The sequence below is a fragment of the Vibrio sp. 1402 genome, assembly GCF_033340275.1.
This window is the reverse complement of the sequence record NZ_JAWOWE010000007.1, coordinates 225981-238847: the sequence shown is the minus strand read 5'-3', so window position 1 is coordinate 238847 and position 12867 is coordinate 225981. Positions and strand designations below refer to the sequence as shown.

Genomic DNA, 12867 nt, shown 5'->3' with positions numbered 1-12867 from the left:
CTTTGGATGTTTACATTCTGAAGACGCCAAACTCGCTATCAGGAATGGGGGCGTTTAATGCTGCCATTAACGCTTGACTCAACACCTGACGCGTTTTTTTAGGGTCAATAATTCCGTCATCCCATAGCCGAGCACTCGCAAAATAGGGATGTCCTTGTGTTTCATACAAGTCTATGATCGATTCTCTAAAAATGTGCTCTTCTTGCTCTGACCACGCTTCCCCCTGACGTTCCTTCGCGTCTTTTCGAACTTGTGTTAAAACGCCTGCTGCTTGTTCTCCGCCCATCACAGAAATACGCGCGTTCGGCCACATCCACATCATGGTTGGATCATACGCTCGGCCGCACATGCCGTAATTACCAGCGCCGTACGATCCACCGATGATCACGGTAAACTTCGGCACGTCAGCACAAGCGACGGCCATCACTAACTTGGCGCCATGTTTTGCGATGCCTTCTTCTTCAACCTTTTTTCCGACCATAAAGCCGGTAATGTTTTGGAGAAAGAGAAGCGGTGTTTTCCGTTTGGCGCACAGCTCAATAAAGTGCGCGCCTTTTTGTGCCGATTCAGAAAACAAGATACCGTTGTTTGCCACAATACCAATCAAGTGTCCTTGAATACGAGCGAAGCCACACACTAGCGTTCTGCCATACAAGGCTTTGAATTCGTCGAAATCAGAATCATCGACGATGCGGGCAACAATTTCTCGAACGTCGAATGACAGTCGTAAGTTGGCATTCACGATTCCGTAGATTTCTTCTGCGTCGTAGCGGGGAGGAAGCACGGTGTTTTCTGGCTTAACAGGTCTTGTTCTATTGGCATTGGCAATGGCTTCTCTCGCAAGCATTAGGGCATGTTCATCATTTTCAGCGTAATAATCTGCGACACCAGATTTCCGACAATGCACGTCTGCACCGCCGAGCTCTTCACCCGTCACGACTTCGCCAGTGGCTGCTTTCACCAAAGGTGGTCCCGCCAAAAAAATGGTGCCTTGCTCTTTAACCATAATGGAGACATCCGCCATGGCAGGAACGTACGCGCCCCCAGCAGTGCAAAGCCCCATCACAACAGCAACTTGGGGGATGCCTTTCGCTGACATTCTCGCTTGGTTAAAGAAAATGCGACCAAAGTGTTCTTTGTCGGGGAAGACGTCGGACTGATGAGGGAGATTTGCGCCACCGGAGTCCACCAAATACACGCAGGGGAGTTGGCAACGTTGGGCAATCTCTTGCGCTCTAAGGTGTTTTTTTACCGTGAGTGGGTAGTAGGTTCCGCCTTTTACCGAAGCATCGTTGGCGATGACCATGCATTGAATCCCCTCTATGATACCAATGCCGGCGATAACACCAGCGCAGGGGATCGCTTCGTCATACACTTGCCAGGCGGCAAACTGGCTGATTTCAAGAAAGTCAGTGTTGTCATCAAGCAAGCGCGCGATGCGTTCTCGTGCGGGGAGTTTTCCTTTTTGCCTCTGGTGCTGAATGGCTTTTTCACCGCCGCCCTGTTTGATGGTCTCGATGTGTTGATTAAGTTGAGTGACCAACGTTTCCATCACGGCTTTATTGGAAAGAAATAACTCGTCAGTTGGCTTAGTTTTACTTTTGATAATGGCCATAATGACTTCCTTGTCGTATGTTCTGTTAGCGAGATTCTTCGAACAGCTCTCGGCCTATTAACATGCGGCGAATCTCTGAGGTACCCGCGCCGATTTCATAAAGCTTTGCATCACGTAGCAAACGACCAGCAGGGTATTCATTGATGTAGCCATTCCCACCGAGCAGTTGTATTGCATCGAGTGCCATTTGTGTGGCGAGTTCTGCACTGTACAAAATCGCGCCAGCGGCGTCTTTGCGTGTTGCGTTACCTCGATCACAAGCCGCTGCGACGGTATATACATACGCTTTTGCTGCACTCATTCGAGAGTACATATCGGCGATCTTGCCCTGAACTAACTGAAACTCGCCAATGGATTTTCCAAACTGCTCTCGTTCATGTACGTACGGGACCACAATGTCCATGCAAGCTTGCATTATCCCGAGTGGTCCGGCAGCGAGGACGACGCGCTCGTAATCCAGCCCACTCATTAACACCTCGACGCCTTGATTCAACTCGCCAAGAATATTCTCTTTTGGCACTACGCAATGGTTAAATACAAGTTCGCAAGTATTCGAGCCTCTCATGCCTAGCTTGTCCAGCTTTTGAGCATGAGTGAAACCTGCGAAGTTACGTTCAATAATGAATGCGGTAATGCCACGTGAACCTGCGCTGACATCTGTTTTAGCGTAAAGCACCACTACGTCAGCATCGGGCCCGTTTGTTATCCACATTTTGTTGCCATTCAGTACAAAATGGTCGCCCTTGTTCTCCGCTTTCAGTTGCATGCTTATCACGTCTGAACCGGCATTGGGCTCACTCATCGCTAGGGCGCCAACGTGCGTACCATCAATGAGTTTTGGAAGGTATTTTTCGCGTTGAGAAGGCGTGCCGTTACGAAAGATTTGGTTGACGCACAGGTTAGAATGAGCGCCGTAGCTTAAAGCGACAGACGCAGAGGCACGGCTGATTTCTTCCATGGCAACAACATGAGCGAGGTATCCCATGCCTGCACCACCAAGCTCTTCATCGACGGTCACACCAAGCAACCCCATTTCTCCCAACAAAGGCCATAAATGATTCGGGAACTGGTTATCGCGGTCTATCTCAGCGGCGATGGGCGCAATATGTTCCGTAGCAAAGGCATTAACGTGTTCTCGGAGCATATCGATGGTATCACCAAGTCCGAAATTGAGTGGGGTATAGGTGCTTTTCATAACGTCTCCCGGTTTCAGAGGTAAGGTGGAAAAGCCTGTAGCGGTGTTGCTAATTGAGTATAGCGTTTATGTCTGCTTGCTTTTGAGTGTTTGAATACAACGCTCCTTAGCGGCATTCAACTCTGCCATAACGACGCTGATGTCGTTGAGTTGTTGCTGTAGGACGGCTTGTTTCTCTTCAATGATATTGAGCATTTTCAATAACTGTCCTTCGGTTTGTTGCATGTCGTAGAGCTCGAAAAGTTCACGAATTTCTGCCAATGAAAAACCGAGTCGTTTCCCTCTTAAAATCAGTTTGAGGCGAATTCTATCCCTGCGTTGATAAACGCGCATATTGCCTTTTCGCTCTGGTTCAATCAGACCCACGTCTTCATAAAACCGGATACTGCGAGTAGTAATATCAAACTCCTTGGCGAGGTCACTGATCTTGTATTTTTCCATAACATACTTACCTCGAATAAAAATCCAGTTTCTGGAAATCGAACCTTAAATGGGAAGGCCGAACATCAACTTTGAAATATAAACGTCTGCTTGGTGTGTTTTTTCATCTCATTGTAAAGGCTAGTGCTATGCTTACGTAAACGTCAAGAAATCGCGGAATGAAAGTTTGTTAGTGAAAAAGGCGATAAAGGCTGGTGTGGCGCTTGGTGAGTAATTCTATGTAGGGTGTCATCAGTCTGCCAAGTGTTCACATATACCTTAAGGGAATGCGAATCATGGGAAAAGACATCTGGATTGTCAGCGCGAAAAGAACGCCAATTGGGCGCTTTCAAGGCAAGTTGCAAACTTACTCTGCTCCTCAATTAGGCGCACTGGCGATCAAGGCGGCAATGCACGAAGTGAATGTGACTTCGGTGGATGAAGTGTTCATGGGATGTGTGCTTCCAGCAGGGTGTGGACAAGCTCCTGCTAGGCAAGCATCTATGGGGGCAGATCTTCCTTTGGGCGTAGGGTGCACCACCATTAACAAAGTGTGTGGCTCTGGCATGAAGAGCGTCATGTTAGCGCACGATCTCATTAAAGCTGGAACGATTCGCTCTGCCATTGCTGGTGGTATGGAAAGTATGACCAATGCGCCGTATTTGCTGAGGGAGGCGAGAAAGGGAATGCGCATGGGGCACCAGTCTACGTATGACCACATGTTTCTCGATGGGCTACAAGATGCTTACGAAGGGCACTTAATGGGTGTTTATGCTCAGCAAGTCGCTGACAGGCTTAAGTTCACCAGAGAGCAAATGGATGAATGGGCCGTGATGTCGGCAAAACGTGCGTTGGAAGCTCAAGAGCGAGGCTTGTTTGCCGATGAACTTTCGCCGGTTTCACTCAATACCAAGTCAGAACAAGCGGTGCTGGACTACGATGAGCACCCTCGCTCGATTGACCTTGGTAAAATTCCTCAACTCAAACCTGCATTCGATGAAAAAGGTACGGTGACCGCTGCTAATTCGAGTGCCATTTCAGATGGCGCGGCGGCTCTGGTGCTTATGGATGAAGACACTGCGCGTCATCAGGGGCTTAAACCACTTGCTATCATCAAGGCGCACTCTACACATGCCAGAAAACCTGCAGAATTTACTTTGGCCCCCGTCTACGCAATTGAGCAACTGCTGTTCCAGCTAGATTGGTCCATTTATGAAGTGGACCTGTGGGAAATCAATGAAGCCTTTGCCGTCGTGACACAAATAGCGGTGGCGGAACTTGGGCTTGATACGAGCAAAGTAAATATTAAAGGTGGAGCCTGTGCACTTGGGCATCCGATAGGGGCTAGTGGCGCACGAATTCTGGTGACATTGATTCACAGTTTGCGTCAGCTACAAGCGCTAGGCACCAATGGTGATCTCGAAGCCAAAAAAGTGATGCGGGGTGTTGCGTCACTTTGTATCGGTGGTGGAGAAGCCACGGCGATAGGCATTGAAATACCGCTTTAATTGAAATCAGAAAGGAGTAAATGATGACTCGTTTGGTTCCCTTGTTTATTGGTGGCGAGTTTCGTGAATCTCAAACATCGGATTGGGTTGAGGTAACCAATCCTGCCACTAATGATGTCATTGCGTACGTTCCATGTTCCACAGAGCACGAGATGGAAGCCGCCATTGATAATGCGAAAGAGACATTCCAATCCTGGAAGGAAGTGGCAGTATCCGAGCGTGCCAGAGTCATGCTTCGTTATCAGCACTTGCTCAAAGAGCATCATGATGAGCTTGCCACACTGCTTTCTCATGAAACGGGTAAGATTTTAGCGGATGCTAAAGGCGATGTGTGGCGAGGCATAGAGGTTGTTGAGCAGGCTGCAAATATTGCCAGCAACATGATGGGCGAAACCGTCGAAAACGTTGCCACGGATATTGATAGTTACTCAATGATTCAGCCCCTAGGTGTGTGTTGCGGCATTACGCCATTTAACTTTCCTGCCATGATTCCGTTGTGGATGTTCCCAATCGCTATCGCTGCGGGCAATACATTTGTGCTTAAACCCTCCGAACAAGTGCCGTTGACCTCTATTCGTTTAGCTGAACTATTTGAGCAAGCTGGCGCGCCGGAAGGAGTGTTGCAGATCGTTCATGGCCGCAAAGAGCAAGTCGACTTTCTTCTGGCTCATCCTGATATTCGAGCGGTGTCATTTGTTGGCTCGGTTCCCGTTGCCCGTTATATCTACACCACAGGGACTAAACATTTTAAACGGGTTCAAGCTTTTGCTGGTGCAAAGAATCACATGGTGATCATGCCTGATGCAAACAAAGATCAAGTGGTGAATAACCTAATCGGAGCCTCCGTAGGGGCTGCGGGGCAGCGTTGTATGGCAATTTCTGTTGCGGTATTTGTCGGCGATTCAAAACAATGGATTACAGACCTCAAACAGGCAATGGCGAAAGTACACCCAGGGCCTTGGGACGATGAGCAAGCTGCTTATGGCCCACTGATCAGTGAGCAAGCTAAACAACGCGTATTGGACCTAATTGAAGATGGCAAACAACAAGGCGCAGTGTGTGAACTCGATGGCAGTCAGTGTGAAGTGGAAGGCTTTCCCGATGGAAACTGGATTGGCCCAACCTTGTTTAGCGGTGTAACAGCGAACATGTCGATTTACACGCAAGAGATATTTGGCCCTGTCTTAGTTTGTATGGAAGTCGAAACGTTGCAAGAAGCTATTGAGTTAGTGAATCGCAACCCTTACGGCAACGGAACTTCTATATTTACCGCTAATGGCGCTGCTGCGAGAAAATATCAGCATGACATTCAAGTCGGTCAAGTGGGGATTAATGTGCCAATTCCAGTCCCTTTACCATTTTTCTCCTTTACTGGTTGGAGAGGCAGTTTCTATGGTGATTTACATGCGTATGGTAAACAAGCAGTGCGTTTTTATACCGAGACCAAAACGGTGACGGCGCGTTGGTTTGATGACGATATTCCAACGGGGCCAAATCTGACCATCCAACTGCGCTGAGTGAATAAAGGAGCTTTTATGGACTTTGAACTTAATGAAGATCAACGTGCATTTGCCGATACCGCTCAACAATTTGCCGATGAGCGTTTAGCACCGATGGCGGCGGAGTGGGATGAAAAGCAGATTTTCCCCAAAGACGTATTGAGAGAGGCGGGGGAACTAGGGTTTCTCAGTCTCTACACTCCAGAAGCGCAAGGTGGCCTAGGGCTGAGTCGCTTGGATGCTTCAATTATCTTTGAACAACTGGCCATGGGATGTACGTCCACTACGGCGTTTATGACGATTCACAACATGGTCAGTTGGATGATAGCCAGTTTTGCTACCGATGAAGCCAAAACGCAGTTCTGTCCGAAATTAGTTACGGGGGAGTGGTTAGGCTCCTATTGCTTAACTGAGCCTAACGCAGGATCAGACGCCGCTGCACTGACCACTTCCGCTACAAAAAAGGGAGATAAGTATGTCATCAACGGCGGCAAAACCTTTATCTCTGGCGCAGGAGAGACAGATGTTTTGGTCGTGATGGCGCGAACCGGAGAAGCGGGTGCCAAAGGCGTGTCTGCATTTGTTGTTCCTGCTCACGCAGATGGTATCAGCTATGGGCGCAAAGAACCCAAAATGGGTTGGAACAGCCAACCAACACGAGCGGTTACTTTTGAAAATGTCGTTATTCCAGCTAGCCATTTACTGGGCGAAGAAGGGCAAGGTTTTGTCTTTGCGATGAAAGGGCTCGATGGAGGGCGTATAAATATTGCGACCTGTTCCGTCGGTACGGCTCAACAGGCCCTTGAACAGGCGACACAATACATTCAGGAGCGTAAGCAGTTCGGCAAGTCGCTTGCGCAGTTTCAAGCCTTACAATTCAAATTAGCAGACATGGCGACAGAGCTAGTGGCTGCTCGGCAGTTAGTGCGCTATGCCGCCAGCAAGCTCGACCGAAATGACCCAGATGCCACGGCTTATTGCGCGATGGCAAAACGGTTCGCAACCGATGTGGGCTTTCAGGTTTGCGACCAAGCGCTGCAGCTTTATGGCGGCTATGGTTACATCAAAGAGTATCCAATGGAGCGTCATTTCAGAGATGTGCGTGTGCATCAAATTCTGGAGGGAACGAACGAAATCATGCGCTTGATCATCGCGCGCCGTTTGCTCTCTGAGGAGTCGGCCTTGCTGTAGCGAAGTATTGGATTTGCTCATTGAGAAAGGATTCAGATATGCCATTAACCCAAGAAGCCATTCAACATACGATCACTAATCACGTTGCGGTGGTGACGATGAACAACCCGCCGGCCAATACGTGGACAGCAGAGAGCCTCAAGGTACTGAAGTCGCTGATACTCACACTTAACAATGATAAGCAGGTCTACGCACTGGTTTTAACCGGCAGTGGAGAAAAGTTTTTCTCTGCTGGTGCAGATCTCAAGCTATTTTCTGACGGTGACAAAGCGGTTGCGTTAGACATGGCGCGATGCTTTGGTGAAGCCTTTGAAATGCTCTCGGAATTCCGTGGTGTTTCCATTGCCGCTATTAATGGTTACGCCATGGGTGGAGGTTTAGAAGTGGCATTAGCTTGTGATATTCGAGTCGTTGAAGAGCAAGCGGTACTTGCTTTACCTGAAGCCAAAGTCGGACTTTTGCCCTGCGCTGGCGGTACCCAAAACCTCACAGCGTTAGTAGGGGAAGGCTGGGCAAAGCGTATCATTTTATGTGGAGAGCAAGTCAGCGCTGACAAAGCAAAAGAACTAGGCCTAGTTGAGGAGTTGGTTCCCAAAGGTGAAGCTTTAAGTAAAGCGCTGGAACTTGCTGACTCTGTTGCGAACCAGTCACCATCTTCTGTCGCCGCATGTAAGGCGCTCATTCAAAATATGCGCTCTGCGCCACTTAAGCACGGCTTAATGAAAGAGCGAGAGTTGTTTCTGAATCTTTTTGATACGGAAGATCAAGTTGAGGGTGTTCGCGCCTTTTTAGAAAAACGCCCACCGCAATGGAAAAACCGATAGGAGGCCACATGGCAGGGATGGTAACCATTAGTGAAATAGAGTGCTTAGATGGCGTGCACCGCATTGGTATCGCAACGTTAGACAACACCGCTTCATTGAATGCATTGACGTATGACATGTTAGTCCAACTTAACGATCAGCTTATCAAGTGGCAAGATGATCCACATATGGCTTGTGTGGTACTGACTGGCGCTGGAGAAAAAGCATTCTGTGCTGGTGGTGATGTTCGAGCTATGTATCACGTCATGCATAACGAGAGTAAAGAAAAAATCGTAGAGTTCTGTACGAACTATTTCTCGTTGGAGTATGAGTGTGACTATCTCATCCACACTTACAACAAACCCATTATCGGTTGGGGAGAAGGTATTGTCATGGGCGGTGGGATGGGGCTTTTTATGGGAACCAGCCATAAAGTTGTGACAACAATATCACGCCTTGCTATGCCAGAAATCAATATCGGACTGTATCCTGATGTGGGAGGTACGTGGTTTTTAAGCCAGATAGATCCGCAAGTGGGTTTATTCCTCGGGTTGACAGGTTCAATGGTAAATTCAAGTGACGCTGTCACTATTGGTTTGGCCGATTGGTCACTGTTGGAAGAGCAGTATCCCACCTTACTGGATGAGCTAAAGCGGCTCCAGTGGGGCAAAGAAGATGCGAAAGAGTTGGTAACTGCACTACTACAGTTAATGGAAGAACAAGTTATTGATAGCAAACCAACCACGCAAATTTGTCCATACTTAGATCAGATAGAGGAAGCGTGCAAAGGCTTTGATCTTAATGCGATAGCACAGCGAATCATGGCTATCGAAGGGAATAGCCAGTGGATAGAAAACGCGAAACAAACGTTCGCATCGGGCAGTGCGATCACCGCGCATATTTGCTTTAGACAAGTGAAAGAGTACCACAGCTTACCGCTTGCAGATTGTTTCCGTTTAGAGTTGAGTTTGTCGGTTCGCAGTGCCTTATTAGGTGAGTTTAAAGAGGGCGTCCGTTCTCGGCTTATTGACCGGGATGGCGAACCTAACTGGATGTTTAACAGTGTCAGTGAAGTCGATGAAGATGTCATCGATACCTTGTTTACCTCACTTTGGCCGGATGACGAACATCCGCTTGCTGATTTGGGTGAACAAACACTAGGTCAATAAGGAGAATGATCATGAGTACCATCGCATTTATCGGTTTAGGAAGAATGGGGCATCCGATGGCGCAAAACTTACTCGCGTCTGGATTTAACGTGCAAGTATTCGATGTCGATAGCGAAGCCGCAAAGCAACTAGTACCTTTTGGTGCGGTGGTGGCGAGCTCTATTGAGGAAGTCGTGGATGGTGCTAGCACAGTCATCACGATGCTACCAGCAGGGTCTCACGTTCGTTCCGTGTATCTTGGTGACTTACATGGTGGCGTAGGTGTCCTCAATCTTGTCTCGCCAAGTACCTTGATGATTGATTGTTCAACCATTGATCCGGACTCTGCGCGATTAGTCGCCAATGAAGCGGCAAATAAACGCGTGTTGTTTGTCGACGCGCCCGTTTCGGGGGGCGTTGCTGGCGCTAAAGCGGCGACATTAACCTTTATTGTTGGTGGTTCGGATCAAGCGTTTTCTAAAGCCAATGCCATTTTGCAGTATATGGGAAAAAATGTTTTCCATGCTGGCAAAGCAGGCGATGGTCAAATGGCGAAAATCTGTAACAACCTTATGCTCGGCATTTTAATGTCTGGTACGTGCGAGGCATTAAACCTAGGTATCGATCATGGACTCGATCCAAAAGTGCTATCAAACATCATGCTGCAAAGCTCTGGCCGAAATTGGGCATTGGAGCTTTACAATCCTTGCCCAGGCGTGATGGACAGTGCGCCAGCCAGTCACGATTACCAACCGGGCTTTATGAGCAAACTCATGCTAAAAGATCTCGGCTTGGGGTTAGATGCGGCGTTACAAACACATTCTTCGGTTCCGATGGGGTCGTTAGCGCGCAACTTATATTCTTTCCACAACGCGAGCGGCCACGGCGAGCTCGATTTCTCAAGCTTATTTGAGTTATACAAGAGTAAGAAAGGCTAGACCGAGTTTTGTGACAAACCAGCCCGAGATGGTGACGTAAAATGCGCATCATTTCGGCCAACTTAGACTGGTTGAGGTATAGAACATTACGAGCTATGGAGTGCACCAATATGGACATAAAAAGTAGTGTTATTGCCATTACAGGAGCAGGGCAGGGGCTTGGGCAAATGATGGCCATTACCCTTGCTCAAGCTGGCGCTGATTTAGCGTTATTGGATGTAAACGCCAGTGGCTTAATGGAAACACAAGAGCAGTGTCGAATGCTGAGTGCGAAAGCGTTGACATATCAAGTGGATGTCACCAACGAAATCGATGTTGAAACCACGTTTGAAGCGATTATCCAAGATTTTGGTCAACTCAATGGGTTAGTCAATAACGCTGGCGTGTTAAGAGATGGGTTACTTGTAAAAGCAAAAGATGGCGTGATCAGTAAGATGTCTTTAGATCAATTCAATTTGGTCATGAACGTTAACGTGACAGGAACATTTTTGTGTGGGCGTGAAGCTGCCGTCAAGATGATTGAGAGTGGCTCCCAAGGCGTTATCATCAATATTTCTAGTGTTGCGAGAGCAGGGAATATCGGACAAACCAATTATTCTGCGTCAAAAGCGGCGGTCGCGACCATGGCGACAACATGGGCCCGTGAGCTCGCAAGATACGGTATTCGCGCGGCGGCGGTTGCACCAGGTGTAGTTCATACCGCGATGGCAGAGCAAATGAAACCAGAAGCCATAGAGCGATTAGAAAAGATGATCCCAGTTGGCAGGATGGGCGAAACAAGCGAAATCGCGCATGCAGTAAAATACATTATTGAGAGTGATTACTTTACTGGCAGGGTTTTAGAAGTGGATGGCGGTATTCGTATGTAAGTGACCACTTAAATAAGGCTCTGATAGACCTGAATAATAAGTTTCTTTCCATTTCAACATTTTCTATGTTGTGGAGTGCTAATTCTGCGCAACCCAAATGTATTTACAACTTATGTTTGGATTTACCTTGAGAATGATTTCTCGCAATCCAATAAAGAGATGTAAATACCACTCAAATATTAAGTGAAATCATTAATTTGATGCTGATCACACTTTTGGTTTTTTAGTTTCCGCTTCTCATTAAGGCTATCTGCGTAAATGAAGTTGATAGTCAGTCTCATCAATTTTAAGTTTCAACTATTTGTTTTTAAATAATTAATTGTTGAAGCACGAGAAATTCGTGTTGAGGTTAATATTCGATTTAAAGTGTGTAACTTCCATTAATGGAAGGTTAGTTTCCAGTTGTGGCTAATGAGCTTTAACTTTTTACTCCTCATAATGCGCCAAATGTAACATAGTGTTTCAAAGTGTAACAATAAACTCACACTAAGAGTGTGGTTTTGATCTCCACTCAATTCCGTTTTGTTTCGCTCTGAGCCCGACGTTACTCATGCTCAACACATAAACATTCTAATGACTATAACAACTGGTTCTTGGCTTGATACCAATCGTATCGTAGCAAATAACGGTTCATTCTAGCTGGTTAAATGCTTGATGACGAAGTTGAAAAATTGTAAGTAGAATAACTACTTATCGAAGTTTTTTCTTGTTCTCATACATTACCTCTGCGCTATTTGTGAGCTTTTATTTACTTTGATTGGCATCTGCTTTGAAACCAGACAACCATCGAGAAAGTTAATGGAAGCCTCAAGATATAAACGCATCTTGTCGAGGGGAAGTTTGGCGTCCGTCATACTTATGCTCTCAGGATGTAATTCAGCTTTACTTGACCCCAAAGGTGCCATTGGTGTGCAAGAAAAAGAGTTAATTATTACTGCTCTTTTGCTGATGTTGATCGTTGTAATCCCTGTGATTTTAATGACGATTTACTTCGCTTACCGATACCGCGCCTCTAACACTGAAGAAGAGTACGCACCCGAGTGGTCACACTCGACCAAAATCGAAGTGGTGGTATGGACAATTCCAATCATCATCATTGCGATTCTTGCGACGATCACATGGCGTTCAACTCATGAACTAGAGCCATCCAAACCTTTGGAAAGTGATGTTAAACCAATGACCATCGAAGTGGTGTCACTCGATTGGAAATGGTTGTTCATCTATCCAGAAGAAAACATTGCGACGGTGAACTATGTGGCGTTCCCGAAAGATGTGCCAGTGCAGTTTAAACTGACTTCGGACAACATCATGAACGCGTTTTTCATCCCTCGCTTAGGTACACAGATCTACGCGATGCCAGGCATGGTAACCAAGCTCAACCTGATAGCGAACCACGAAGGTGACTACAAGGGTTTTGCATCGAACTACAGCGGCGAAGGCTTTTCGCAAATGAAGTTCACAGCTTCAGCAATGTCTGATCGTGCTGCGTTCCTAAATTGGGTGCAGAAAGTGAAGGCGAGCCCTGATCGTATTGAAGATTGGGAGCAATACAGCTCACTGGCAGCGCCAAGTATCGCAGAGCCAGTCACTTTGTTCTCTAGCGTTCCTCCGTTCTTGTTCACCGACGTTGTGACTCAGCATCCTGGTTCAATGAACTGTTTGCCTGAAAACCAAGGATAAT

11 protein-coding genes are annotated in these 12867 nt (G+C 47.2%); 8 read left to right on the top strand and 3 right to left on the bottom strand.

Features of this window, described 5'->3' with window-relative positions:
- Positions 1–10: 10 nt before the first annotated feature.
- The 3 genes from R7044_RS15525 to R7044_RS15515 all read right to left on the bottom strand — a co-directional run bounded on the left by R7044_RS15525 (position 11) and on the right by R7044_RS15515 (position 3251).
- The gene (locus R7044_RS15525; RefSeq protein WP_086047315.1) at positions 11–1615 is read right to left on the bottom strand and encodes a carboxyl transferase domain-containing protein; all 1605 of its coding nucleotides are present in this window, start codon (positions 1613–1615) and stop codon (positions 11–13) included.
- A 25-nt stretch (positions 1616–1640) separates the two neighbouring features.
- Entirely contained in the window at positions 1641–2810 is a 1170-nt protein-coding gene (locus R7044_RS15520) for an isovaleryl-CoA dehydrogenase (RefSeq protein ID WP_005387610.1), read from the bottom strand.
- 66 nt (positions 2811–2876) lie between these two features.
- Positions 2877–3251: a MerR family transcriptional regulator gene (locus R7044_RS15515; protein ID WP_017821195.1), complete on the bottom strand. Its 375-nt coding sequence runs from the start codon at positions 3249–3251 to the stop codon at positions 2877–2879.
- A 275-nt stretch (positions 3252–3526) separates the two neighbouring features.
- Between R7044_RS15515 and R7044_RS15510 the strand changes: the two genes are divergently transcribed.
- The 8 genes from R7044_RS15510 (at position 3527) to cyoA (ending at position 12866) form a co-directional block, all read left to right on the top strand.
- The gene (locus R7044_RS15510) at positions 3527–4738 is read left to right on the top strand and encodes an acetyl-CoA C-acyltransferase (RefSeq protein ID WP_017821196.1); all 1212 of its coding nucleotides are present in this window, start codon (positions 3527–3529) and stop codon (positions 4736–4738) included.
- Between the two features lie 23 nt (positions 4739–4761).
- Entirely contained in the window at positions 4762–6255 is a 1494-nt protein-coding gene (locus R7044_RS15505) for a CoA-acylating methylmalonate-semialdehyde dehydrogenase (RefSeq protein ID WP_213915508.1), read from the top strand.
- Between the two features lie 18 nt (positions 6256–6273).
- Positions 6274–7428 (top strand): acyl-CoA dehydrogenase family protein, encoded by a 1155-nt coding sequence (locus R7044_RS15500; protein ID WP_158155285.1) that lies wholly within the window; start codon positions 6274–6276, stop codon positions 7426–7428.
- A gap of 38 nt (positions 7429–7466) precedes the next feature.
- The gene (locus R7044_RS15495; RefSeq protein WP_225455669.1) at positions 7467–8252 is read left to right on the top strand and encodes an enoyl-CoA hydratase; all 786 of its coding nucleotides are present in this window, start codon (positions 7467–7469) and stop codon (positions 8250–8252) included.
- 8 nt (positions 8253–8260) lie between these two features.
- Positions 8261–9400 (top strand): enoyl-CoA hydratase/isomerase family protein, encoded by a 1140-nt coding sequence (locus R7044_RS15490; protein WP_158155283.1) that lies wholly within the window; start codon positions 8261–8263, stop codon positions 9398–9400.
- Positions 9401–9411: 11 nt separating this feature from the next.
- Entirely contained in the window at positions 9412–10317 is a 906-nt protein-coding gene (mmsB, locus tag R7044_RS15485) for a 3-hydroxyisobutyrate dehydrogenase (protein WP_005375775.1), read from the top strand.
- A 110-nt stretch (positions 10318–10427) separates the two neighbouring features.
- Complete coding sequence (locus R7044_RS15480) at positions 10428–11186, top strand: SDR family oxidoreductase (RefSeq protein WP_005375778.1); 759 nt, start codon at positions 10428–10430, stop codon at positions 11184–11186.
- Between the two features lie 798 nt (positions 11187–11984).
- Positions 11985–12866 (top strand): ubiquinol oxidase subunit II, encoded by an 882-nt coding sequence (gene cyoA, locus R7044_RS15475; protein ID WP_005388604.1) that lies wholly within the window; start codon positions 11985–11987, stop codon positions 12864–12866.
- Position 12867: the final 1 nt, after the last annotated feature.

Excerpts from the sequence above, each read along its gene's own strand:
- R7044_RS15510 (WP_017821196.1), top strand. The coding sequence starts at position 3,527 with ATGGGAAAAGACATCTGGATTGTCAGCGCGAAAAGAACGCCAATTGGG.
- R7044_RS15490 (WP_158155283.1), top strand. The coding sequence starts at position 8,261 with ATGGCAGGGATGGTAACCATTAGTGAAATAGAGTGCTTAGATGGCGTG.
- R7044_RS15500 (WP_158155285.1), top strand. The coding sequence starts at position 6,274 with ATGGACTTTGAACTTAATGAAGATCAACGTGCATTTGCCGATACCGCT.
- R7044_RS15515 (WP_017821195.1), bottom strand. The coding sequence starts at position 3,251 with ATGGAAAAATACAAGATCAGTGACCTCGCCAAGGAGTTTGATATTACT.
- R7044_RS15525 (WP_086047315.1), bottom strand. The coding sequence starts at position 1,615 with ATGGCCATTATCAAAAGTAAAACTAAGCCAACTGACGAGTTATTTCTT.
- mmsB (WP_005375775.1), top strand. The coding sequence starts at position 9,412 with ATGAGTACCATCGCATTTATCGGTTTAGGAAGAATGGGGCATCCGATG.
- R7044_RS15505 (WP_213915508.1), top strand. The coding sequence starts at position 4,762 with ATGACTCGTTTGGTTCCCTTGTTTATTGGTGGCGAGTTTCGTGAATCT.
- R7044_RS15520 (WP_005387610.1), bottom strand. The coding sequence starts at position 2,810 with ATGAAAAGCACCTATACCCCACTCAATTTCGGACTTGGTGATACCATC.
- cyoA (WP_005388604.1), top strand. The coding sequence starts at position 11,985 with ATGGAAGCCTCAAGATATAAACGCATCTTGTCGAGGGGAAGTTTGGCG.
- R7044_RS15480 (WP_005375778.1), top strand. The coding sequence starts at position 10,428 with ATGGACATAAAAAGTAGTGTTATTGCCATTACAGGAGCAGGGCAGGGG.
- R7044_RS15495 (WP_225455669.1), top strand. The coding sequence starts at position 7,467 with ATGCCATTAACCCAAGAAGCCATTCAACATACGATCACTAATCACGTT.